Origin of the sequence: Methylobacterium sp. WL8 (assembly GCF_008040045.1) — a bacterium.
In the GTDB taxonomy this organism is placed as follows: domain Bacteria; phylum Pseudomonadota; class Alphaproteobacteria; order Rhizobiales; family Beijerinckiaceae; genus Methylobacterium; species Methylobacterium cerastii.
In genome coordinates this window covers 39,002-60,467 of the sequence record NZ_VRVF01000002.1, presented here as the reverse complement: position 1 = coordinate 60,467, position 21,466 = coordinate 39,002, and the positions used below count along the sequence as shown (strand labels likewise).

Below are 21,466 nucleotides of genomic sequence, written 5' to 3'. Positions count from 1 at the left end.
GAGGGATGAGACGCTCAGCCCTTGATCGCAGCCAGAACCACCCGCGCCGCGCTGCGGCTCGGCGCCTCGTCGCCGGGGAGCCGCATCAGGCCGTCGATGCGCTTCAGGGCCGCCACCTGGCGGTCGCGCGCGGTGCCGCCGGTGACGAGGGGGGCGAGCGCCGCCGCGAGGCGGTCCTCCGTGCATTCCGCCTGAACGAATTCCGGCATGGCGTTCTCCGACAGGATCAGGTTCGGCAGCACGATGGTCGGCACCTGGATCAGGCGCCGGGCCACCGCTTCCTCCACCCGCGAGACCTTGTAGGCCACCACCATAGGCACCCCCGCCAGCGCGAGTTCCAGCGTCACCGTGCCGGAGGCGGCGAGCGCGGCCCGCGCCTGGCGGAAGGCGGCGTACTTCGCGCCCTCGCCCGCGACGATGCGCACGGGCGCGTCCCAGGCGTTCGCCATGCGCTCGATCAGGGCGCGGTGCCGGGTGACCGCGGGCAGCACCGCCTCGATCGGGCCGACGTCCCGCGCCAGCCGCGCCAACGTCCGGCCGAAGACCGGCATCAGCCGCTCGATCTCGGAGCGGCGAGAGCCCGGCAGCACCACCACGCGCCACGGCACGGCCTCCCGCAGGGCGGCGTCCGACGCGTCCGGCCGCAGCTCCGAGAACCGCTCGATCAGGGGGTGGCCGACATAGGTGCAGGGCGGCCCGTTCAGCCGTAGGTGCGCCGCCGGCTCGAACGGCAGCAGCGCCAGCACGTGATCGACGAACCCTCGCATCGAGGCCGCCCGCCACGGCCGCCACGCCCACACGCTCGGCGAGACGTAGTCGACGATCGGGATCTCCGGGGCGCGCTTGCGCACGCGCGAGGCGACCGCGTGGGTGAAGCCGGGGCTGTCGATGATGACGAGCACGTCTGGGCGGTTGGCGACCACGTCGTCCACGGTCTGGCGGATGCGGCGCAGCAGCGTGCGTAGGCGCGCCAGCACCGGCAGGTAGCCCATCACCGCCACGTCATCGAGGGGGAAGAGCGAGGTCAGCCCCCGCGCCGTCATCGCCTCCCCGCCGACGCCGCCGAAGGTTACCGGGCCGGGCGCGGCCTCGCGCAGCGACGCCATCAGCTTGGCGCCGAGCTGGTCGCCGGAATCCTCGCCCGCCACGAGCCAGATCTTCATGGGCCGACTCCGATGCCGATCAGGAAGAGGCCGAGCCGGTCGGCCTCGGCGATCGTTTCCGGGCGGTCGATCAACAGGGTGCGGCCAGCCTCGACCGCGAGGCCGACGCAGCCGGCGGCGGCCGCGTTGCGGACGGTCCGCGGGCCGATCGCCGGCAAGTCGATGCGCAAGTCCTGGCCGTCCTTGGCGCACTTCACCAGGACGGTCGCAGGCAGCGACCGCATGCGGCCCCAGGGCAACAGATCCCAAGGCTTCCGTGCGAGCGCGCGGGCGCGGGCGAGCATGCGGTCGGTGCCCTCCGGCCCCTCGACCGCGAGCACCCGGTCGGCCGCCACCACCACCGCTTGGCCGACATCGAAGGACGAGAGCGCGGCCAGCACCGCCCGGCCGGTCGCGATGGAGGCCTCACCCGCCGCGTCCGGCCGGTGGCCGCCGATCGTGCCGGCGGGGCTCAGCAGGTCGGGAGCGACCTCGTGGACGCCGCAGACGGTGTGGCCGTTCTCCTCCAGCAGCGCGAGGGCGCCGCGCAGCAGCCGGTCGTCGCCGCCGTCGGCGAGGTTTCGGAGCGCGACCCGGTTGCGGAAGGCGGCGGCCGCGTTGAGGATCGCGGCGGGGCTCGGCCGCGCGACGCCGCCGGCCGGCACGACGGTGGCCGGCCCCCAGCCTTCGAGGATGCGCAGGGTCTCGCCGATGTCGAGGAGGTCGACCGTGGCGTCGGCCCGCGCGCGCAGGGCGTGGTCGGTGAAGCCGCGCAGCGCCAGCACCTTGAAGGCGCGGCCGGCACGATCGAGGGAGTGGGCGACCTGTTCCGGCAGGCGCCCGGCGCCTGCGACCAGCACCAGCCTCGCGTCCGGCCGTGCGGCCCGAGGAGCCGACATCGGCGGGCTCAGGCGCCGCCGACGGGAGCCGGCGCCTCGCGCGGCGTGCAGATCGAGCGCTTGCCGCCGGCGCGGATGAAATCGAGGATCTCGCGGACCGCCGGGTGGCTGTCGAACTCCGAAGCCACGTCTTCCACCCGCTCCATCAGCGTGCCCTCGGCCGCGAAGAGCGAACGGTAAGCGCGGCGCAGCGCATGGATGTCTTCGCGGGCGAAGCCCCGTCGCTGGAGGCCGACGATGTTGAGGCCCGAGAGCGAAGCGCGGTTGCCGAGCGCCATGCCGTAGGGGATGCAGTCGTTCTCCAGGGCCGACAGACCGCCGACGAAAGCATGCGCGCCGACGCGGGCGAACTGGATCACCGCGGCGCCGCCGCCGAGGATCGCGTAGTCGCCGACGCTGCAATGGCCGGCGAGCATGACGTTGTTCGAGAAGATCACGTCGCTGCCGACATGGCCGTCATGGCCCACATGGGCGTTGGCCAGGAAGGTGCAGCGGTCGCCGACCACGGTCTCCAGGCCGCCGCCCTCGGTGCCCGGATTCATGGTCACGCCCTCGCGGATCAGGCAATCGGAGCCGATCCGCAGCGTCGAGGCCTCGCCCTTGTACTTCAGGTCCTGCGGCGGGTGGCCGATCGAGGCGAAGGGATAGATCTTCGTCCGCGCGCCGATCCGGGTGTCGCCCGCCACCACCGCGTGGCTCACGAGCTCGCAATCGACGCCGAGCACCACCTGCGGGCCGACATGGCAGAACGGCCCGATGCGGCAGCCATCGCCGATCTCGGCGCCGTCCTCGACGATCGCGCTCGAATGGATCGCGGGCGCGCTCACGCGGTCACCAGCATGGCCCCGATGTCGGCCTCCGCCACGAGGACGCCGTCGACGCGGGCCTCTCCGTGGAACCACCACATCGTCTTGCGATTGTTGGTCTTCTTCATGTGGAAGCGGACCTGGTCGCCCGGCACCACCGGCTTGCGGAACTTGCACTTGTCGATGGTCATGAAGAACACTTGCTTGGTCTGCACGTTGCTCTCCATGATGTGCCGGCAGCAGATCGCGCCCGCCGTCTGGGCCATGCCCTCGATCAGCAGCACCCCGGGGAACACCGGCATGTTCGGGAAGTGCCCGGTGAATTGCGGCTCGTTGACGGTGACGTTCTTGATGCCGATGCAGCTCTCGTCGCCGTCGATCTCGATGATCCGGTCGATCATCAGGAACGGGTAGCGGTGCGGCAGCAGCTCAAGCACCTTCTGGATGTCGGCCGAGCCGAGTTCACGCGCCGTCTCACTCATCGATCTCTTCGATCCTCGCCTCGACGCCGCGCATCCGCGCCCGCCCGTCGTCACCGATCCCCGTCCTTTCGACCCAAACGGCGCCCGGATGCAAGCGCGGCCGACGCCGGATCTTGGACGATCAGGGCCTTGGACGATCGGGAGCTTGGACGATCAGCCCTTGTCGGCAGGCTCGTCGCGGCCGCTGCGCTCGGCGAGGCGGGCGAGCGTGGTCAGCTCGCGGAACCAGGCGCGGACGGGCTTGGCCGGCGTGCCACCCCAGCGGCTGCCGGGCGGCACGTCGCGGTTGACGTTGGAGGAGCCGGCGATCTGCGACCCGCGGCCGATGCGAAGGTGGCCGACGACCCCGACCTGCCCGCCGAGTACGACGTAGTCCTCCAGCGTCGTCGAGCCGGAGATGCCGACGCCCGAGACGATCACGCAGTGGCGGCCGATCACCACGTTATGGGCGATCTGCACGAGGTTATCGATCTTGGTACCCTCGCCGATCACCGTGTCGCGCGAGGCACCGCGGTCCACCGTCGTGTTGGCGCCGATCTCGACGTCGTCCTGCACGATCACCCGGCCGACCTGCGGCACCTTGAGGTGGGTCGCGCCCATGTGGAACCCGAAGCCGTCCTGGCCGATGCGGGCGCCGGGATGGAGGATGACGCGGTTGCCGATGAGCGCGTGGCTCAAGGTGACGCCGGCGCCGACGGCGCAATCCCGCCCGATCCGCACGTTGGGACCGATGCTGGCGCCGGGGCCGATCACCGTGCCCGCGCCGACCTCGGCCCCGGGGCCGACGACCGCGCCGGGATCGACCGTGACGCCGTCTTCCAGGCGCGCGTCGGGGTGGACGTGGGCGCCCGGCGCGACGCCACGGGCGCCGAACTGCGAGCCGGGGCGGAGTGCGTCCGGATGCAGACGGCCGAGGAGATCGGCGTAGACGCGGTAGGGATCGCGCATGACGAGCCCGGCAGTGCCGGCGGGGACGCGGGCGGCGAAGCGCGGGGCGACGAGGCAGATGCCGGCCCGGGTCGCGGCGAGCGCCTCGCCGTAGCGGGCGTTGTCCATGTAGGCGAGGTCGTGCGACCCCGCGGTTTCCAGGGGCGCGGCGGCGTCGACCCGATGCGCCGGATCGAAGCCCTCGGGCACGAGAAGGCCCGCCGCCTCGGCGACGTGGCCGAGGGTCAGACCGGGCTGTGGGATGAAGAAGACGGGATCAGGCATGCACGACAACGCGCCGCCCCGGGAAACCCGAGGCGGCGCGTGACCTTTTTTCCGAGATCAGAACCGCGAGCCGCCGGAGAAGCGGAACGCCTGCGTCTGGTCCGCGCCGATATGGCCGTACTTGCCGAGCGTCGGCACGAAGACCTTCACACCTTCGTCCTTGCTGAGGGCATAGGCGTAGTCGAAGCGGATCGGACCGAGCGGCGAGTTCCACAGGATCGAGGCGCCGACCGACGAGCGAATCGTGGTCTTGTCGCGGACGTTCACGCATTCCGGCTCGACGCCGATGCTGAAGGCGTTGAAGTTGCAGGCGCCGCCGGGCGCGGTGCCGTTGATGAAGTTGTCGCCGTTCACGTCGAAGTTCGTGCGGCCGTGATAGCCGAACAGCGTGCCGGCGTCGGCGAAGACCGCGCCCTTCAGGCCGAGATCACGCGGCACGTAGGGGAGCGGGAACTGGATCTCGAGGGTGCCGCCGACGTAGGTCGAGCCGCCGATGGCGTTGGAGCGGGCGTCGGTGGTGCCGACGTCGCGCGGTCCGATGCCGTTGGGGGCGAAGCCGCGGACGAGCGACGGCCCGAGGAAGAACTGGTCGGTGATGCGCAGCGGGTTGCTGTCGAGTGCTTCGATGTGACCGCCCTGGATGCGGACGAAGCCGACGACGTCCTCGTAGAGCTCCTTGTAGTACCGGGCGTCGCCGGTGACGCGGAAGAACTTCGAGTCGCCGCCGAGACCCGCAAGGTCGGGCTTCAGCTCGGCGTAGAGGCCGTTGCGCGGCGCGCCGATCACGTCGAGCGTCGAGTAGGCCAGCGTCAGGCCGGCGAGCGAGGTGAGTGTGTTTCCCTGCGAGCCCTTGATCGCGATCGACGCTTCACCGTTGTAGGCGCAGTTCGGGTAGGAGGCGAGGCCGACGCGGCTCCGGCCGGTCGCGGGATCGACCGTCCCACGCGCGTCGTTGGCGGTGTAGACGTCGGTGAGGCCCGGGATCGGGTTCGAGCAGTCGTTGTAGGGCTGCTTGATCGAGTTCGGGACCTTCAGCTCGGTGTTGTACAGCGAGTAGCGCAACGTGACGCCGAACTGCTCGGTCACCGGCAGGCCGATGCGGAGCTGGCCGCCGTAGACGGTGGTCTCGTAGCGCGAGTAGCGGGTCAGGTCGCTGTACTTGTAGAACGCGTCGAAGCCGGCGGCGAGGCGGTAGCCGAGGAAGTACGGCTCCGTGAACGAGAAGTCGACGCCGCGGGAATACTGACCGCCGGTTCCGGCGAGGCGGACGTACTGGCCGCGGCCGAGGAAGTTCGACTCGGAGACCGAGACCTCGCCGATGATGCCGTCCTGGGTGGAGTAGCCGCCGGCCACCGAGAACGAGCCCGTGGGCTGATCCTCGACGTCGATGTTGATCACGACGCGATCGGGCGAGGAGCCCGGCTCGTTCGAGAAGCGGACCTTCTTGAAGAAGCCCAGGCCGTTCAGGCGGCGCTCGGCCCGGTCGGTCAGCACGCGGTTGTAGGCGTCGCCCTCGGCGATATCGAGCTCGCGGCGGATGACGTAGTCGCGCGTGCGGGTGTTGCCGCGGATGTTGATGCGCTCGACGTAGACGCGCGGGCCGTCCTCGACGACGAAGCCGAGGGAGACCTGGTGGGTCGCGCGGTCGCGCTGGCCGGTCGGGCGGACCTGGGCGAAGGGGTAGCCGGCACGCGCCACGTCGTTGGTCAGGCCCGACAGGGTCTTCTCGACGTCCTCGGCGTTGTAGATGTCGCCGACCGCGGTGCGGACCTCGCCATCGAGGCGCGTCGTGTCGAGGCCCGGCAGGCGGGAATCCACCGCCACGGCGCCGACGGTGTACTGCTCGCCTTCCTCGACGGTGACCGTGATCACCCAGCCGTTGGCATCCGGGCCCTCGACGTAGCGGGCGTCGGCGTTGACGATGCGGAAGTCGGCGTAGCCCTTGCGCAGGTAGTAGCGGCGGACGAGGTCGAGGTCGTTGGCGATGCGATCGGGATCGTAAACGTCGGAGGTCTTGATGAACGACAGGAAGTTCATCTCGGACGAGGAGACCAGCCCCTTCAAGGTCCGCTCGCTCACGGCGCTGTTGCCGACGAAGCTGATCGACACGATGCCGGTCTTGTCGCCCTCGTCGATCTGGTAGATCACGTCGACCGAGCCGTTCGGCAGATCGACGGTGCGGTAGGTGACCTTGGCGGTCCCGCGGCCGGCGCGGCGGTAGACTTCCTTGATCCGGGCCATGTCGGACTTGACCACGGCCTCGTTGAAGGCGCCGCGAGCTTTCGCCTCGACCTGACCTTCGAGGGTCGCCTTCTCGATCTTCTTGTTGCCCTCGAACACGACCCGGTTGATCAGGTTGTTCTCGCGGACCGTCACGACGGTGCGACCGCCGCTGGCGGCGACCCTCACGTCGGCGAACATGCCGCTCGCCAGCAGGTTGCGGCGGGCTTCCTCGGCGGAGCCTGATGCGGTGCCGGTGACGTAGGAACGGATGGTGTCGGCGTCGACGCGCCGGTTGCCCTGGACGACGATCTGCTGGGCCTGCGCGACCCCGGTCAGCGCAATGCCCGCCGCGGCGGCTAGGACGATGGTCCGCTTCACCGACTTACGCCGGTGCTTCCCCGTCATCGACATCATCTATTCGCCCGTCTGTCTTATTATCGGATCGGGTTCGCACCCGCCACGGGCGGCCGTTGACCGGCCGTCCCGTAATACCTGGTCCAAGCGTAGCTCTTACCGGGATTCCCGAGCCAAGCAAACGGCGCGGGAGGCCCCATGACCTGGATTTTGGAGGGCCGTGGCCTTCAGGCCACTTAACGGTGACGCGAAGTTCCCGTCCAATTCGTCGCAGGGTAAACGAACGGTAAATCCCTGCCGCATCACGACATTCCTGGCGCGAATGGGATCGCCGCAACGCCTTCGAAACCATCTGGAGGCGTCTCGGCGGGTGCGGTGCCGCGGCCCGATCGGGCGCCCGGCAAGGCTCCAGCGGGCCCAATCACGGCGGGAATGCGGCGCCCCGCGCCGGGCGCCCGCCGAAGGGCGCCGCGACGCTCAGGTCGCGCGCCAGGAGGCGCCGAGATTGAGGATGTCGTTCCAGGCCGCGAAGATCATCAGGACCAGCACGAGCGCGAGCCCAAGTCGGAAGCCGATCTCCTGCGCACGCTCGCTCAGGGGGCGGCCGCGCACCACCTCGAAGGCGTAGAACAGCAGGTGCCCGCCATCGAGCAGCGGCACCGGGAACAGGTTGAGCAGGCCGATCGAGACCGAGAGCAGCGCGATCAGCCCGATCAGCCCGCCGATGCCGCCGACCTTGGCGACCTCGCCGGAGACGCGGGCGATGCCGATCGGGCCGGAGAGCTGGTCGGCGGATTCGCGGCCGGTCACCAGCTTGCCGAGATAGGAGAAGGTCCGCTCCACCACGAACGCGGTCTCGTGGACGCCGAGCCCGAGGGAGGCGACGGGGCCGTAGGTGACGAGCTTCGCCTCGGAGGCTGCCGGCGAGCGGATGCCGAGGCGCCCGATCCGGTGGCGGCCGAACTTGGTGCTCTCCTCGTAGACGGCCGGGGTCGCGACGATCGGGACGTCGGCCCCGGCGCGCTCGACGACGAAGTTCAGCGGCGTCCCGGCGCTGCCGGTGACGATGCGGTACATCGCGTTGAAGTCGGCGACCGGCTCGCCGTCGATGCTCTTCACGAGGTCGCCGGGCTGGAAGCCGGCCTGCGCGGCGGCGCTGTTGGGGTCGATCGCCGAGACCCGGGCCGGCAGCTCCATGCGGCCGCCGAGCCAGATCGCGCCGGCGAACAGCAGGATCGCCAGGATGAAGTTTGCCACCGGCCCTGCGACGACGATCGCCGCGCGCTTGGCCACCGGCTGGGTCGGGAAGCTGGTCGCCCGCTCCTGCGGGGTCATCCGCGAGATCGCCTCGGGCGAGGGTACACTGGCGCCGTTGGCGTCGCCGTGGAACTTGACGTAGCCGCCGAGCGGGATGGCGCAGAGCTTCCAGCGGGTGCCATGCCGGTCGTTAAAGCCGACGAGCTCCGGCCCGAAGCCGATCGAGAAGGCGTGGACGCCGACGCCGCACCAGCGGCCGACGAGGAAGTGCCCCATCTCGTGGACGAAGACCACGACGGTCAGAACGAACAGGAACGGGATCACCGCACCGAAGAAGCCGGTGGCCGTGCCGCCCATCGCGGTCAGGAAATCCATGCGTCGATCCTCGGGCCGCGCGCGGGCCCAGCGTTCCGTCCTAGCAGATCGGTGCCGTGGTGATCCAACGCAAACCTGCGCGACCCGATCTCAAGCGTGGCACGAGCGCGCGCGCGCCGCGACGCCTGCGGGGCGCAGGCCGTGGTTTTCCCCGCAATCCCGTTCTTCGAACGCCGCTTGCGAACGCAGCCTGCGAACCCAGCTTTCGAACGCAGCCTGGACCGATGCGTCAGTGCGCGCCGCCGGCGACGGCCGCCGGCTTACGGATCAGGGGGGTGGCGAGCGCCATCGTCAGGAACAGGCCGGTGAGCACCAGGAACACGTCCTCGAAGCTCATCACCAGGCCCTGCATCCGCACGGTGTTGGTCATCGCCTTCAAGGCCATCTTCTCCGCGTCGCCCCCGGTCGCCTCGAACTGGCGCCGCATCGCGTCGAGGCGCTCCAGGGCCGCGCCGTTGGCCCAGGTGAAGCGCTCGTGCAGGCGGGCGAGGTGCAGGTCCCAGCGGTCGTTGAGCAGGGTGTTGATCAGCGCGAGCCCCACCGCGCCGCCAAGGTTGCGGGTGAGGTTGTAGAGACCCGACGCGTTCTTGATCCGGGCCGGCGGCAGGGTGCCGAGCGCGATGTTGTTGATCGGAATCATGCACAGCATCAGCGAGCAGCCGCGCAGCACCTGCGGCCACAGCAGCTCCCAGAAGTCCCAATCCTTGGTCAGGCCGGTGACGATCCAGGTCCCGGCGGCGAAGCCCGTGAACCCGATCGCCATGAGGATGCGCGGATCGACCTTGCCGGAGAAACGCCCGGCGATCGGTGCGGTGGCGAACATGCACAGGCCCGAGACGAACATCGTCTCGCCGATCTGCAGCGCCGAGTAGCCGCGGACCCGGGCGAGGTAGACCGGATAGAGGTAGGTCAGCCCATACAGGCCGATGCCGAGGACGAAGCTTGCGGCGCAGCCGGCGGCGAAGTTCCGGTCGGTGAAGGCGCGCAGGTCCACGATCGGTTGTTTCGCGGTGAAGACCCGCCAGAAGAAGCCGACCGCCGACACCACGCCGATCACGGTGCAGATCGCCACCGCGTCGTCCTGCAGCCAATCGTGGTTCGGTCCCTCTTCGAGAACGTATTCGAGGCAACCGAGGAAGCCGGCCATGCCGGCGAGCCCGTACCAGTCGAAGCTCTTGAACAGGTCGAGGTTCGGCTCGTCGAAGTCGACGAGGACGTAGGTCGAGACCGTGACGGCGATACCGGGCACCACGTTGATCAGGAACAGCCAGTGCCAGGAGCCGAGATCCGTCAGGTAGCCGCCCACCGTCGGGCCGATGGTCGGCGCCAGCGTCGCCACGAGGCCGATCATCGGCGAGACGATCGAGCGCTTGGACGGGGGGAAGATGGTGAAGGCGGAGGCGAACACCGTCGGGATCATGCCGCCCCCGATGAAGCCCTGCAGCGCGCGCCAGACGATCATCTCGTTGATCGACGAGGAGGTGGCGCACATCACGCTCATCAGCGTGAAGCCGCCGGCCGAGATCACGAACATCCACCGGGTCGAGAGCACCCGCGAAAGGGTGCCCGAGAGCGGGATCGAGATCACCTCGGCGATGAGATAGCTGGTCTGGACCCAGGGGATTTCGTCGCCCGAGGCCGAGAGGCCCGCCTGGATCTCGTTGAGCGAGGCCGAGACGATCTGGATGTCCAGGATCGCCATGAACATCCCAAACACCATGCACAGGAACGCCACCATCCGGCGGCGGTCGAGCGGCGGCTCGGCCGCCACCGCCGGCACGGCGGGGATCGGGCCGCGGCCGGGGCCGACGGCGGCGCTCGCGGCCATGGGCGTCAGTCCTGCTTGTGCGCGGTGCGAAGCAGCGGCGCGTCGGCGCCGTCGCGGGTGTCGATGCGGACCGTCACCGACAGGCCGGGCCGGAGCAGGCCTTCGGCGGCCATGTCGGCCGGCACCTTCACCCGAACCGGCAGGCGCTGGACGATCTTGGTGAAGTTGCCCGTGGCGTTGTCGGGCGGCAACAGGCTGAAGACCGAACCGGAGGCGGGCGAGAGCGACTCGACCTCACCCTCGATCTCGCGGCCGGGATAGGCGTCGACCTCGACCTGGACGCGCTGCCCCGGGCGGACGCGCACGAGCTGCGTCTCCTTGAAGTTCGCATCGATGCGTACGCTTTTCAGCGGCACCAGAGCGGCGACGCGAGAGCCCGGCGCGACGTAGGCGCCAGCCTCGACAGCCTTGTTGCCGACGACGCCGTCGAACGGAGCCCGGATCGTCGAGAAGGCCACGTCGCGCTTGGCGCGATCGACGGCGGTGCGCAGTTCGGCGGCCAGGCTCTCGGCCTCGCGCTGTTGGGCATGCAGCACCTCGACGTTGGCCTTCGCCGCGATCAGCCCAGCCTCTGCGCCCTTCACCGCGGCGTCGGTCCGGTCGCGGTCGGCCTTGGCCTGGTCGAGGCGGGATTTGGCGACGTAGTCGGATTGCATCTGCGTCGCGCGGTTGTAGTCGGCGAGCGCGCGCACCGCGTCGGCCTTGGTGGCGTCGATCTGTGCGGCCATCTGCGCGACCTGCGCCTGGGCTGCGTCGGCCTGCCGGCCGATCCGCACGATCGTGCTTTCCTGGGTCGCGAGCTTGTCCTGCGCCGCCTGCTGCGCGAGCCGATAGTCGCCGTCGTCGAGCCGGGCGATCACGTCGCCCTTCTTCACCGACTGGCCGTTCACCACCGGCACCGCTTCGAGGTAACCGGACACCTTGGCCGCGAGCACCGAGATGTCGGCCTGCACGTAGGCGTCGTCCGTGGACACGAAGAACCGCCCGACCGTCCAGTACTGCCAGCCCTGGTAGCCGCCCCCAGCGAGGACCGCACAGAGCAGGCCGGCCAAGACCAGCTTCTTGCGCGAGCGCGTCTTTGCTGCCGGCGGCTCGGCGACCTTCGGGGCGGCGGGCGGCGGCTCAACCGCCTTCTGGGCAGCACGCGGCGCCTCGGCGCGGTCGTCCCGCACGGCGTCTGTCGTCTCGATCGCATCGATCCGGTCGCCATCCTCGCGCAACGACATGCCCGAAATCCCAGTCTCGTAACTTGCTGACCGAACCGTTCGGTCATCGGCGCTAAAAGTTTGACGTCTGCCGATCCAACGCGGTAAATACCATTGACCGAACGGTTCGGTCAATCAGGATCGGCAAGATGCCCGCGACCTCCGCCACGCTGGAACGAGATGCCGCGACGCCGGAAAGCGACAAGCGCCGCCAGATCCTCGACGGCGCGCGCCAGGTCTTCATGGGTGCGGGATTCGACGGGGCGAGCATGGGCGAGATCGCCCGCACGGCTGGGGTCTCGAAAGGCACGCTCTACGTCTACTTCGACAGCAAGGAGGCGTTGTTCGAGGCGCTGACCCTGGAGGAGAAGCGCGGCCTCGCCGAGGCGCTGTTCAGGCTCGACGCCGACGACCCCGACGTCGCCGCCGTGCTGACGCGGCTCGGCACCACCTACCTCATCGAGATGGTCCGCCCCGAGCACGTGGCGGTGATCCGCATGGTGATCGGGGCGTGCGAGAAGTTTCCGCGCTTCGGCCAAGCCTTCTTCGAGGCCGGCCCGGCGATGGGCGTGGCGCGGCTCACCGCCTACCTCGACGCGCAGGTCACGGCCGGGCGCCTGAAGGCTGACGACACGAACCTCGCCGCCAAGCACTTCCTCCACCTCTGCCAGGCCGGCCTGCTGACGCGGTTGCTGTTCAACGCCGGCGATCCGGTGACGCGGGACGAGATCGACTATCGCATCCGGGAAGCCGTGCGGGTGTTCTTCGCGGGGTACGGCCCGGAGCGGTGACGAGCCGCGTTTGGGTATGATCGGCGTCGATGCTTACCGCATCCGCTCCATCATTCCGGGGCTGCGAAGCAGAACCCGGAATCCAGAACCCTAGGTCGTGATCGAGATGGCACCGTCGGCGGCTCTGGATTCCGGGCTCGCCTGCGGCGCCGCGGAATGACGGCGGAGACGGCTTACCCCGCCGCGCGCAACCGCGGCAGCGCCGCCGTGCTCCAGGCCCGGACTTCGGCATCGATGGCCAGGGCCTCCTCGACGCCGTCCGGCGCCGTGCGGTGGAGGCCTGAGAAATGCGCGATGGCGCGCTCGACGAGGTCGGCGATGCCGTAGAACGGGATCGCGCCGGCGATGAAGACCGCCACCGCGATCTCGTTGGCCGCGTTCATCACGGTCGGCGCGGCGCCGCCCTCGGCGAGCGCCGCGCGGGCTAGCGCCAGGCAGGGGAAGCGCGCTTCGTCGGCCGCCTCGAAGGTGAGGCTGCCGAGGGCCACGAGGTCGAGGGGCCGGCCGCGGGCGATGGTCAGGCGGTCACCGAGGCCCAGGCAGTGCGAGATCGGAACCCGCATGTCGGGCAGCGCCAGCTCGGCGGTGACGGCGCCGTCGAGCCAGTAGATCATGCCGTGGATCACCGATTGCGGATGCACCACCACGTCGAGGCGGTCCGGCTCGATGCCGAACAGGTGGTGCGCCTCGATCAACTCCAGCCCCTTGTTCATCAGGGAGGCGGAATCGATGTTGATCTTCATGCCCATCGACCAGGTCGGGTGGGCGGCGGCCTCGGCCGGCGAGGCGGCCGCGATGCGTTCGCGTGTCCAGGTCCGGAAGGGGCCGCCGGACGCGGTGATCATCATGGTGCGCACGTCCGCGAGCGGCCGCCCGGCCATCGCCTGGCTGAGCGCGTCGTGCTCGGAATCCATCGGCAGGATCGTCGCGCCGTAGCGCTTGGCGTCGCGCATGAAGGCGTCCCCGGCGCAGACCAGGCTCTCCTTGTTGGCGAGCGCGACCCGTCGCCCGAGGCGGAGCGCCGCGTGGGTCGGCTTCAGCCCGGCCGCGCCGCTGATCGCGGCGACGACGATGTCGGCGTCCTGCGCCACCGCGTCGAGGACCGCCGCCTCGCCCGCCCCGCTCGGGATGCCGGAGCCCGACAACGCCTCGGCGAGCGCCGGCCCGCCGGCCGGGTCGGCCAAGGCGGCGAAGCGCGCCCCGGTCTCGCGCGCGACCTTGGCCAGGGCGGCGGCGTCGCGGCCGCCGACGACGGCGCCGACCCGGAAGCGGTCCGGGTGCTGGGCCACCAAGTCGGTGGTCGAGCGGCCGATCGAGCCCGTGGCGCCCAGGATGGTGACGGTGTGGGTCACGGCGTAAAACTCCGTCAGGCCGCGAGGCGGCGCAGGATCAGGTAGAGGCCGGCCAGCAGCGCGACGGCAAAGAACCCGTCGAGCCGGTCCATCACCCCGCCATGGCCGGGGATCGACGCGCCGGAATCCTTCACGCCGTAACGGCGCTTCAGGCCCGATTCGACGAGGTCGCCGCCCTGGCTCAGGACGGAGGCGACGGCGCTGGCGAGCCCGACCCAGACCAGCGAGGTCGCGGCGAGCGGGCTCCAGCCCTGTGCCCGGGCGAGCATGACGACGCCGATCCCGGCGGCGACCGCCCCGGCGAGGCCGCCGAGCGCGCCGGACCAAGTCTTCTTCGGCGACACCCGCGGCATCAGCTTCGGGCCGCCGAGCGTCCGGCCGGTGAAGTAGGCGACGACGTCGGTCGACCAGACCACGGCGAACATCCAGGCCGGCCCGAGGATGCCGATCGTCGGCGCATCGCGCAGGGCCACCGGCACCAGGGCGATCACGGCGCCGCCGGACAGCGCACCGAGCGCCCGCAGGCGTCCAGCATTCCCCTGCGCCAGGACGAGGCAGAGCACGGCGCCGAGCACCAGGATGGCCGCCACTGCGTAGCGCGGCGCGGCGCCCTCGAAGCATGCGGCTGTCAGGATCAGCGTGCCGGCGACGACGGCGAGGAGCGCGCGGCGCGGCACCGTACGGCTCATGCCGATCCACTCGGCGGCCCCGACGATGCCGGCCACGAGCCAGATCGCGGCGAACGCCCAGCCGCCGAGCACCAGGGCGGCCACGACGATCGCCGCCAGCACCAGCCCCGAGACGACGCGAAGGCCGAACTCACGGTTCGCGAAAGGGTTCTTCCGGGCGCCAGCGGTGGCGTCGGGGACGGCCATCAGCGGATCTCCGGCCCTCGAAACCGCACGAGGGCAAGATGCGCAAAATGCTTCTCGTCCACGCCGCCCAACTCCGTCACATCGTCGTTTCGGACGCGATCGATCCCGGCGCCACACATCTCGGAAGCAGTCACGGGTTCGTTCTCCACTTGGGAGATTGAGCCGCAAGCCGCCTCACACCTGCATGATTTCCTTTTCCTTGGACGCCAGCACCCCGTCGACCTCGCCGATGTACTGGTCGGTGACCTTCTGCACTTCGGTGGCCTGGCGCTTCTCGTCGTCCTCGGAGATGGCGCTGTCCTTGAGCAGCTTCTTGAGGTGGTCGAGCCCGTCGCGGCGCACGTGGCGGACCGCGACGCGGGCCTCCTCGGTGTACTTGTGCGCGACCTTGACCATTTCCTTGCGGCGTTGCTCGTTCATCTCGGGGATGCGCAGGCGAATGGTCTGGCCTTCCGTCTGCGGGTTGAGGCCGAGGTCGGATTCGCGGATCGCCTTCTCCACCGCCGTGACCATGCCGCGGTCCCAGACCGAGATCGAGAGCAGGCGCGGCTCGGGCACGCTGACGGTGGCGACCTGCGCCATCGGCATCGAGGCGCCGTAGGCGTCGACCTGGATCGGGTCGAGGATGCTGGGGGTCGCGCGGCCGGTGCGCAGCGATCCGAGGTCCTTGGAGAGCGATGCGACGGCGCCCTGCATGCGGCGCTTGATGTCGGACAGGTCGAAAGGGGTTGGTGTAGCCATGCGGGCGGTATTCCGACGCGAAGATCAGGAGTGAGATGGGCCTTGGGGCCGTTCGGGCGTTTCCATGGACCAAAATCCGACTCGCCGCAAATGGCGTCCGTCCGGATCGGGACCGCGATCGGAGCCTCTCGGCTCGGCAGCGGGCGCGGGTTCTCAAGCGCCCCGGCGGGCCGGGTCTTTCGGCACGATCGGCCCAGCCCCGGACTTCTGGACGAAATGGCCGCCGTCGAGATGCGCGAAGGCACGCAGGAGTTTGATGGCGCTCTGGACCGGCATGTCGCTCGGGTCGAGCTTCGGGGTCGCGCCGTAATCCATGTAGATCGCGTCGAGGGCGTCGGAATGGCCGGCGAAGCCCACCATCCAACCCTCGAAGTCGCGCTGCTCGATGGGACGGCTCGACATGAGCACCATGCCGCTGTGGCGGTTGTCTGCGGCGAGCTTCCAAAGCTGTTCCGAGATCGCCGCCCTCTCCCCCTCCATCGCCTGAAGGAAGAAGTGATCGTTGAAGACCAGGGCCCCGGTCAGCCCGGACACGCGATCGTAGCGGTTGCAGGCAGTCAGGATGTCCTTGACCATCTCGCGCATGGAGCCACCGGCCAGCCTGATCTGATTTCGACTGAAAAACACGATTTGCGAAAGCGGCATTCGACGGGTCCGTCGTTTCCGCGCAAAGCTTATCCCGCGCGACGCGCCGGAATTAAAACCCTTCAACCCTCACCAAACCGTCACGACGAACTTCGCCCGCTGGTTGTTTTTCGCGGGCGTGCCCGAGCCGACCCGCGGGTGCCGTCTCAAGGCACGACCAGGGTGGAGGGCGCCTGCCCCGTCAGGATCGCGGTGATCGAGGACGGCGGGTGCACCGAGCCGACGACGATCGACAGCCGGCTCTCGCGGGCGAGGGCGAAGGCCGCCGTATCCATGATCTTGAGGTCACGACTGATCGCCTCGTCGTGGGTGATGCGGTCGTAGCGGGTCGCGTCGGGGTGGGTCTTGGGGTCGGCCGAGTAGACGCCGTCCACCTGCGTCGCCTTCAGAACCGCGTCGCAGCGCAGTTCCGCGGCACGGAGCACGGCGGCCGTATCGGTGGTGAAGAACGGGTTGCCGGTGCCGCCGGCGAGCACCACCACCTGGCCCTTGTCGAGGTGGTGCAGGGCGGGCTGGCGCGCGTAGGTCTCGCAGATCGTCGGCATCGACACCGCCGACATCGTGCGGGCGGGCACGCCGGCCGCGTTCAGCGCGGTCTCAAGCGCCAGCGAGTTCATCACCGTCGCCATCATGCCGAGCGAATCGCCGGTGGCTCGATCGATGAAGCCGGCCTGGGAGATCCGCGCGCCGCGGATCATGTTTCCGCCGCCAACCACCAGCGCGACCTCGATCCCGGCCTCGATGGCGCGGGCGATGTCCTCGGCGAGCCCCGCCAGCGTCGGCGGATGGAGCCAGTACCCGTCCGGGGCGGCCAGCGCCTCGCCGGAGAGTTTGACCAGCACGCGGCGAAACGGCGTCGTCTCCGGCATCGTCCACCTCATAGGGTCCGGCGACACGGCCGCACCTGATCCAGAACCGAGGGGCTTCTACGTCACCCCGCCCCGGACCGTCGAGGGCTCGGAGACCCGGTCGGCGAACCGCTTCCGAAAAATCGGCGGCCGACCACGAGGATGAACTTGCCAGAAGTACGGAAATTCCGCACTCATCATCGGATGAACGAGCCGTTCGATCCCGGCAAGGACGCGATCAACCGCGAGCGGCACGGCCTGTCGCTCGCATTCGGCGACAGGATCATGCCGGACGAAGCCCACCTGATCATTCCCTCTGTCCGCCCGCAGGACGGGGAGGAACGCTTCAAGGCCGTGGGGTCGGTCGAGGGCAAACTACATACGGTCGTGTTCACCTGGCGGAACGGGCGACCGCGGTTCATCTCGGTCAGAAGGAGCAACGCCGGTGAAGGACGAGCCTGCCATTCTGGCCTCTGAGACCAGAGACCCGGAGGATTTCGACGTCTCGGCCACGGCTTTGGATCGGGCGCAGAAGGCTCGGCTGATCCGTATGGCGCGCACGAGCCTCGGTTTATCGCAAGGCAAGTTCGCTCTGCGCTTTCGGGTGTCGCTCGGAACCTTGCGCGATTGGGAGCAGGCGCGGACCACGGCACCCGATTTCGCGGTCGCCTACGTCCGCGTCATCGCCCTGCATCCGGACATGGTCGCCGCCGCCATCGCCTGAGGCGAACGCCGGCAGCCACGCCGTTCGACGGTACAACGCAAAAAGCCCCGGCCTTGCGGCCGGGGCTTCCCGAAACGATCGTGCTGCGGCTCAGCGCGACATGGCGGCGACTTCGCTCGCGAAGTCGGGGCCCTCTTCCTTCTCGATGCCGTCGCCGAGCGCGTAGCGCACGAAACCGGTGAGCGCGACCGGGGCGCCGGCCTTGCCGGCGGCCTCCTTGATCACCTGGCTGATCGTCTTCGAGCCGTCGTGCACGAAGGGCTGCTCCAGGAGAGTGACCTCCTTGTAGTAGCTCTTGAGGCCGCTCTCCACGATCTTGGCCATCACGTGGTCGGGCTTGCCGGCGTTCTTCTCGCGCAGGATGTTCGACTCGCGCTCCAGCGTGGCGGCGTCGACGCCGGAGGCGTCGAGCGCAACCGGGTTGGTGGCGGCGACGTGCATGGCGATCTGGCGGCCCAGCGTCGAGAGGTACTCGACGTCCCCCTCGGACTCGAGCGCGACCAGCACGCCGATCTTGCCGAGGCCCTCGGAGATCTGGCCGTGGACGTAGCTCGCGATCACGCCCTTGCTCACGTCGAGCTTGGCGACGCGGCGCAGGTTCATGTTCTCGCCGATGGTGGCGATGAGGTTCTGCAGCTTCTCCGAGACGGTCTCGCTGCCGCCGGGGAAGTGGGCGGCCTGCAAGCTGTCGAGGGTGCCGTCGGAGTCGAGCGCCATCTTGGCGGCCTCGCGGGCGAAGGCCTGGAAGGCGTCGTTGCGGGCGACGAAGTCGGTCTCGGAGTTGACCTCGACGATCGCGGCGTGGTGGCCGGCGGACTCGACGGCGACGAGACCTTCCGCGGCGACGCGGCCGGCCTTCTTGGCGGCCTTGGCGAGACCCTTGGTGCGCAGCCAGTCGACGGCGGCCTCGAGGTCGCCCTGCGTCTCGTTGAGCGCGCCCTTGCAGTCCATCATGCCCGCGCCGGTCTTCTCGCGGAGTTCCTTCACCATCGCGGCGGTGATGTTGGCCATGGCCGGTCCTTTCGTATCGTTCAGATGAGAGGAGCCCGACGTTCAGGGGTGAACGCCGGGCCCGAATGTGATGGTGCGGATCACGGCGCCCCGGACGGGGCCGCCGCGATCCAGCGGGCGATCAGGCGGCGGCCTGGGCCTCGACGAAGCCGCGAGCCTGGGCGACCCAGCCGTCACGGCTGAAGCGGTCGTTGAGCTTCAGGTCAGCGTCGACCTTGGCGACGTCCTCGGGGCTCATCGCCGCGATCTGCCAGTAATGGTAGATGCCGCCTTCGTTGAGCTTCTGCACGATCTGCGGGCCGGCACCGTGGAGCTTGGACAGGTCGTCCGGCGCGCCGCGGGGGGCGGCGAGCAGCTCGAAGTGCTCGGTGGTCTCGGCGAGCATCGCCACGTCGGCCGGGTCGAGGGCGCCCGACTCCACCGAGACGGCGGCAGCCTCCTCGCCGGGAAGCTCCTCGGCCATCGGCTCCTCGGAGGCGCCGAGGTCGACGCCCGACGTGCCCTGGCCGCGGGAGATGCCGTCGATGGCGGCGCGGGCGATCAGGTCGCAGTAGAGCGCGATGGCGCGGCCGGCGTCGTCGTTGGCCGGGACCACGTAGGTGATGCCGTCCGGGTTGCAGTTGGTGTCGACGATGGCGGCGACCGGGATCCCGAGGCGCTGGGCCTCCTTGATCGCGAGCTGCTCCTTGTTGGTGTCGATCACGAACAGCAGGTCGGGCACGCCGCCCATGTCCTTGATGCCGCCGAGCGCCTTCTCGAGCTTGTCCTTCTCACGGGACAGCATCAGGCGCTCCTTCTTGGTGAGGCCCGGGCCGCCGGTGTCGAGGGTCTCGTCGACCTTGCGCAGGCGCGAGATCGAGCCGGAGATGGTCTTCCAGTTGGTCAGCATGCCGCCGAGCCAGCGGGAGTTGACGTAGTACTGGGCCGAACGCTTGGCGGCCTCGGCGATCGTGTCGGCCGCCTGGCGCTTGGTGCCGACGAACAGCACGCGGCCGCCCTTGGCGACCGTGTCGCTCACCGCCTGCAGCGCGGTGTGCAGGGCCGGCACCGTCTGGGCGAGGTCGATGATGTGGATGTTGTTGCGGGTACCGAAGATGTAGGGCTGCATCTTCGGGTTCCAGCGGTGCGACTGGTGCCCGAAGTGGGCGCCGGCCTCGAGGAGCTGGCGCATGGTGAAATCGACGGCCATGAGTGTTCGCTTTCTTTCCGGTTTATGCCGCCGCGGAGGTAGCGACCGGCTGAAGCTTCAGCCGATCACCGGAAACGCCCCATTCAGGCATGGGGCCGGCTCCGCGTGTGGAATGGGCGGGGCCTTAGCAGAGGATCGCCGCCGGGGCAACGGTGTCGCCGGGCTCCGACCGGTGCGAGGGAGGACCGTCCTGCTCCGCCGCCACGGGGACGGGGCCGGGAAGCGCGCGGTTGCGGCCGGCCCGCTTGGCGGCATAGAGCGCGGTGTCCGCGGCGGCGACGAGGTCGCTCAGCGCGATGCCCGGCACGAGGCCGCCGGCCACGCCCAGGCTGGCGGTGACCACGCGGCCGGCCCCGAGCGCCGGGTGCGGGATCGCGGTCGCCTCGATGGCCGCCCTCACCGCCTCCGCCAGCTGCATGCCGTCGGCCAGCTCCATGCCCTGCACCAGGATCAGGATCTCCTCGCCGCCGAATCGGAAGGTCACCCCGCCGCGCCGGGCGGCGACCGCGGCGACGCCGGCGCTCACCCGGCGCAGGCAGTCGTCGCCCTCGATATGACCGCGGCTGTCGTTGAAGGCCTTGAAGTGATCGATGTCGAGCAGGATCGCCAGGATGGTGCGGACCGGCGGCGATGGGGCCAGGGCGTCGAAGTATTCGGCCAGGTACCGCCGGTTGAAGAGGCCGGTCAGCGCGTCCGTCCGCGCGGCGCGCGTGATCTGCTCGCGAAGCAGGGTGGCATGGAGCCCGAAGAGGAAACTCCTGCGCTCGTGGTATTCGATGATGTAGGCCGCGATCGAGAGGTGGATCAAGCACGTCGAGTAGAACATGACGATCGCCATGGAGTTGGCGACGTCGAACATTCTCCACCAAAATATCACACTGAAATGGATGGCGATACTCGATACGAGCGCGATGAGCGCGTATCGAAAGCGGTTCTGCTGGACCACCGCTACGAACATCATGATGAGAACGTTCGTGTACCGATAATTGAGCTTGAAGACGCTGTCGCTCTGCGCCAGGACAAGTGTCGGCAACAGCAGGGAGAGCAGGCCGCAGACCACCGAGCTGCCTTCCATCCGAAACCGGGTCGGGTGCCGGCGTGCGATCCACAGCATTCCGAGCGCGAACGGCGTGAAGATCCCGATCCGGGCGACGACCATCATCGCGAAGACGTCGGGCAGGAGGATCTGGTCCAGCACGAGGAACAGGTCGTAGACCAGCACCCCGACGAGGGTCGTGATCGTCATGACGCGGGCGCGGGCCTCCCGGCCGTTCCGCTCGAACAACGTCTCGATCGGCCGCGCGAAGGCGAGCCGGCGGCTTCCCGCCGCGATTTCACGCTCGACGATGTCCGGCTGCAAGCCCTCGCCGATATCGTAGGATTGCATCGACGCGTACCTCGGCCTCTCGGCGACCACCTTAGGTCTAGATACCTTTCGAAGCGTTTTCATCGTCGATCGACGCCGTCGCATCGTCGGCGCCTGCGACAAGATGGACCACGCATCCGC

General features: G+C 69.4%; 20 protein-coding genes. 3 read left to right on the top strand and 17 right to left on the bottom strand.

The genetic code is table 11. The features are described 5' to 3' along the window. Positions 1 to 14 precede the first annotated feature (14 nt). The 9 genes from lpxB to FV234_RS01090 all read right to left on the bottom strand — a co-directional run bounded on the left by lpxB (position 15) and on the right by FV234_RS01090 (position 11,804). Positions 15 to 1,163 carry a lipid-A-disaccharide synthase gene (gene lpxB / locus FV234_RS01130; RefSeq protein WP_147827862.1) on the bottom strand — a complete coding sequence of 383 codons (1,149 nt, stop codon included), beginning with the start codon at positions 1,161 to 1,163 and terminating at the stop codon, positions 15 to 17. Continuing rightward, entirely contained in the window at positions 1,160 to 2,041 is an 882-nt protein-coding gene (gene lpxI / locus FV234_RS01125) for a UDP-2,3-diacylglucosamine diphosphatase LpxI (RefSeq protein ID WP_147827861.1), read from the bottom strand. The genes lpxB and lpxI overlap by 4 nt, the downstream gene beginning before the upstream one ends. Before the next feature lie 8 nt (positions 2,042 to 2,049). After that, positions 2,050 to 2,868: an acyl-ACP--UDP-N-acetylglucosamine O-acyltransferase gene (gene lpxA, locus FV234_RS01120; RefSeq protein ID WP_147827860.1), complete on the bottom strand. Its 819-nt coding sequence runs from the start codon at positions 2,866 to 2,868 to the stop codon at positions 2,050 to 2,052. After that, positions 2,865 to 3,329, bottom strand: a complete 465-nt coding sequence (gene fabZ, locus FV234_RS01115) for a 3-hydroxyacyl-ACP dehydratase FabZ (protein WP_147750511.1) — start codon at positions 3,327 to 3,329, stop codon at positions 2,865 to 2,867. The genes lpxA and fabZ overlap by 4 nt, the downstream gene beginning before the upstream one ends. Before the next feature lie 153 nt (positions 3,330 to 3,482). Continuing rightward, positions 3,483 to 4,541, bottom strand: a complete 1,059-nt coding sequence (lpxD, locus tag FV234_RS01110) for a UDP-3-O-(3-hydroxymyristoyl)glucosamine N-acyltransferase (protein ID WP_147827859.1) — start codon at positions 4,539 to 4,541, stop codon at positions 3,483 to 3,485. A 57-nt stretch (positions 4,542 to 4,598) separates the two neighbouring features. Further along, on the bottom strand, positions 4,599 to 7,178 hold the full coding sequence (gene bamA / locus FV234_RS01105) for an outer membrane protein assembly factor BamA (protein WP_147827858.1): 2,580 nt from the start codon (positions 7,176 to 7,178) through the stop codon (positions 4,599 to 4,601). Positions 7,179 to 7,595: 417 nt separating this feature from the next. Continuing rightward, positions 7,596 to 8,750, bottom strand: coding sequence for an RIP metalloprotease RseP (gene rseP, locus FV234_RS01100; protein WP_147762661.1), 1,155 nt, complete (start codon positions 8,748 to 8,750; stop codon positions 7,596 to 7,598). A 229-nt stretch (positions 8,751 to 8,979) separates the two neighbouring features. Then, on the bottom strand, positions 8,980 to 10,578 hold the full coding sequence (locus FV234_RS01095; protein WP_147827857.1) for a DHA2 family efflux MFS transporter permease subunit: 1,599 nt from the start codon (positions 10,576 to 10,578) through the stop codon (positions 8,980 to 8,982). 5 nt (positions 10,579 to 10,583) lie between these two features. Further along, positions 10,584 to 11,804: an HlyD family secretion protein gene (locus FV234_RS01090; protein WP_147827856.1), complete on the bottom strand. Its 1,221-nt coding sequence runs from the start codon at positions 11,802 to 11,804 to the stop codon at positions 10,584 to 10,586. Positions 11,805 to 11,932: 128 nt separating this feature from the next. On the opposite strand from FV234_RS01090, the gene FV234_RS01085 reads away from it, so the two are divergent. After that, the gene (locus tag FV234_RS01085) at positions 11,933 to 12,574 is read left to right on the top strand and encodes a TetR/AcrR family transcriptional regulator (RefSeq protein ID WP_147750505.1); all 642 of its coding nucleotides are present in this window, start codon (positions 11,933 to 11,935) and stop codon (positions 12,572 to 12,574) included. 173 nt (positions 12,575 to 12,747) lie between these two features. Here FV234_RS01085 and dxr read toward each other — a convergent pair whose 3' ends face one another. The 5 genes from dxr to pyrH all read right to left on the bottom strand — a co-directional run bounded on the left by dxr (position 12,748) and on the right by pyrH (position 17,056). After that, positions 12,748 to 13,926, bottom strand: a complete 1,179-nt coding sequence (gene dxr / locus FV234_RS01080; protein ID WP_147827855.1) for a 1-deoxy-D-xylulose-5-phosphate reductoisomerase — start codon at positions 13,924 to 13,926, stop codon at positions 12,748 to 12,750. Between the two features lie 14 nt (positions 13,927 to 13,940). Further along, on the bottom strand, positions 13,941 to 14,801 hold the full coding sequence (locus tag FV234_RS01075; RefSeq protein ID WP_147827854.1) for a phosphatidate cytidylyltransferase: 861 nt from the start codon (positions 14,799 to 14,801) through the stop codon (positions 13,941 to 13,943). A gap of 174 nt (positions 14,802 to 14,975) precedes the next feature. Beyond that, entirely contained in the window at positions 14,976 to 15,542 is a 567-nt protein-coding gene (gene frr, locus FV234_RS01070; RefSeq protein ID WP_147750502.1) for a ribosome recycling factor, read from the bottom strand. A gap of 153 nt (positions 15,543 to 15,695) precedes the next feature. Continuing rightward, positions 15,696 to 16,253 carry a BLUF domain-containing protein gene (locus FV234_RS01065; RefSeq protein ID WP_147762656.1) on the bottom strand — a complete coding sequence of 186 codons (558 nt, stop codon included), beginning with the start codon at positions 16,251 to 16,253 and terminating at the stop codon, positions 15,696 to 15,698. 80 nt (positions 16,254 to 16,333) lie between these two features. Continuing rightward, positions 16,334 to 17,056 (bottom strand): UMP kinase, encoded by a 723-nt coding sequence (gene pyrH, locus FV234_RS01060; protein WP_147750500.1) that lies wholly within the window; start codon positions 17,054 to 17,056, stop codon positions 16,334 to 16,336. A 183-nt stretch (positions 17,057 to 17,239) separates the two neighbouring features. Here pyrH and FV234_RS01055 point away from each other — a divergent pair, with 183 nt between their 5' ends. Then, positions 17,240 to 17,512, top strand: coding sequence for a BrnT family toxin (locus tag FV234_RS01055; RefSeq protein ID WP_147827908.1), 273 nt, complete (start codon positions 17,240 to 17,242; stop codon positions 17,510 to 17,512). Then, positions 17,481 to 17,759 (top strand): helix-turn-helix domain-containing protein, encoded by a 279-nt coding sequence (locus FV234_RS01050; protein ID WP_147827853.1) that lies wholly within the window; start codon positions 17,481 to 17,483, stop codon positions 17,757 to 17,759. The genes FV234_RS01055 and FV234_RS01050 overlap by 32 nt, the downstream gene beginning before the upstream one ends. 90 nt (positions 17,760 to 17,849) lie before the next feature. Here FV234_RS01050 and tsf read toward each other — a convergent pair whose 3' ends face one another. From tsf to FV234_RS01035, 3 genes are all read right to left on the bottom strand, one after another. Further along, positions 17,850 to 18,770: a translation elongation factor Ts gene (gene tsf, locus FV234_RS01045; protein WP_147762654.1), complete on the bottom strand. Its 921-nt coding sequence runs from the start codon at positions 18,768 to 18,770 to the stop codon at positions 17,850 to 17,852. Positions 18,771 to 18,891: 121 nt separating this feature from the next. After that, positions 18,892 to 19,959, bottom strand: coding sequence for a 30S ribosomal protein S2 (locus FV234_RS01040; protein WP_147750497.1), 1,068 nt, complete (start codon positions 19,957 to 19,959; stop codon positions 18,892 to 18,894). Between the two features lie 124 nt (positions 19,960 to 20,083). Continuing rightward, positions 20,084 to 21,346, bottom strand: coding sequence for a diguanylate cyclase (locus tag FV234_RS01035; RefSeq protein ID WP_187273543.1), 1,263 nt, complete (start codon positions 21,344 to 21,346; stop codon positions 20,084 to 20,086). Positions 21,347 to 21,466 lie beyond the last annotated feature (120 nt).

Bases quoted from the DNA above. Each gene is read 5' to 3' on its own strand.
- fabZ (WP_147750511.1), bottom strand. From the start codon at position 3,329: ATGAGTGAGACGGCGCGTGAACTCGGCTCGGCCGACATCCAGAAGGTG.
- lpxB (WP_147827862.1), bottom strand. From the start codon at position 1,163: ATGAAGATCTGGCTCGTGGCGGGCGAGGATTCCGGCGACCAGCTCGGC.
- FV234_RS01095 (WP_147827857.1), bottom strand. From the start codon at position 10,578: ATGGCCGCGAGCGCCGCCGTCGGCCCCGGCCGCGGCCCGATCCCCGCC.
- tsf (WP_147762654.1), bottom strand. From the start codon at position 18,770: ATGGCCAACATCACCGCCGCGATGGTGAAGGAACTCCGCGAGAAGACC.
- bamA (WP_147827858.1), bottom strand. From the start codon at position 7,178: ATGATGTCGATGACGGGGAAGCACCGGCGTAAGTCGGTGAAGCGGACC.
- rseP (WP_147762661.1), bottom strand. From the start codon at position 8,750: ATGGATTTCCTGACCGCGATGGGCGGCACGGCCACCGGCTTCTTCGGT.
- frr (WP_147750502.1), bottom strand. From the start codon at position 15,542: ATGGCTACACCAACCCCTTTCGACCTGTCCGACATCAAGCGCCGCATG.
- FV234_RS01055 (WP_147827908.1), top strand. From the start codon at position 17,240: ATGAACGAGCCGTTCGATCCCGGCAAGGACGCGATCAACCGCGAGCGG.
- FV234_RS01085 (WP_147750505.1), top strand. From the start codon at position 11,933: ATGCCCGCGACCTCCGCCACGCTGGAACGAGATGCCGCGACGCCGGAA.
- FV234_RS01040 (WP_147750497.1), bottom strand. From the start codon at position 19,959: ATGGCCGTCGATTTCACCATGCGCCAGCTCCTCGAGGCCGGCGCCCAC.
- lpxI (WP_147827861.1), bottom strand. From the start codon at position 2,041: ATGTCGGCTCCTCGGGCCGCACGGCCGGACGCGAGGCTGGTGCTGGTC.
- FV234_RS01075 (WP_147827854.1), bottom strand. From the start codon at position 14,801: ATGGCCGTCCCCGACGCCACCGCTGGCGCCCGGAAGAACCCTTTCGCG.
- lpxD (WP_147827859.1), bottom strand. From the start codon at position 4,541: ATGCCTGATCCCGTCTTCTTCATCCCACAGCCCGGTCTGACCCTCGGC.
- pyrH (WP_147750500.1), bottom strand. From the start codon at position 17,056: ATGCCGGAGACGACGCCGTTTCGCCGCGTGCTGGTCAAACTCTCCGGC.
- FV234_RS01035 (WP_187273543.1), bottom strand. From the start codon at position 21,346: ATGCAATCCTACGATATCGGCGAGGGCTTGCAGCCGGACATCGTCGAG.
- FV234_RS01090 (WP_147827856.1), bottom strand. From the start codon at position 11,804: ATGTCGTTGCGCGAGGATGGCGACCGGATCGATGCGATCGAGACGACA.